This is a genomic window from Oceanospirillum sediminis (genome assembly GCF_014164585.1).
GTDB classification, from domain to species: Bacteria; Pseudomonadota; Gammaproteobacteria; order Pseudomonadales; family Halomonadaceae; genus Oceanospirillum; species Oceanospirillum sediminis.
In genome coordinates, this window is the sequence record NZ_JACJFM010000313.1 from 1 (window position 1) to 320 (window position 320).

Annotated in this window: 1 protein-coding gene; it reads right to left on the reverse strand. The window is 35.3% G+C overall.

Going from position 1 to position 320, the window contains the following annotated elements; all coding sequences use genetic code 11:
* On the reverse strand, positions 1 to 320 hold a 320-nt coding region (locus H4O21_RS28800; protein ID WP_182812714.1), incomplete at both ends, for a DUF4982 domain-containing protein.

The window sequence follows — 320 nt, forward strand, 5'->3', positions numbered from 1 at the left end:
AAGGATATAAATTATTGTTTTCGTCTAAGCTCTCTGAAGTAATAATATAACTGGCTTCAAAACTGTCTTCTGCTTCTAATTTTTGAACACTTGTTTTTAATTTTGATGGCTGTTCGCTGGTGTTAAACAATGTACGTTTTACCTCTTTACCATCAATATATGCAATAGCTTCTAGCTTCCCTTCTTTATAAGGTACCATCCACTCGCATTGCATTTGGTTCCAAACAGTTCCGGGTTTGTCTTTTCCTAGTGATTTACCGTTTAAAAATAACTCTACCTCGTCGGCATTTGAATATACCCAAACTGGAATTACAGTACCT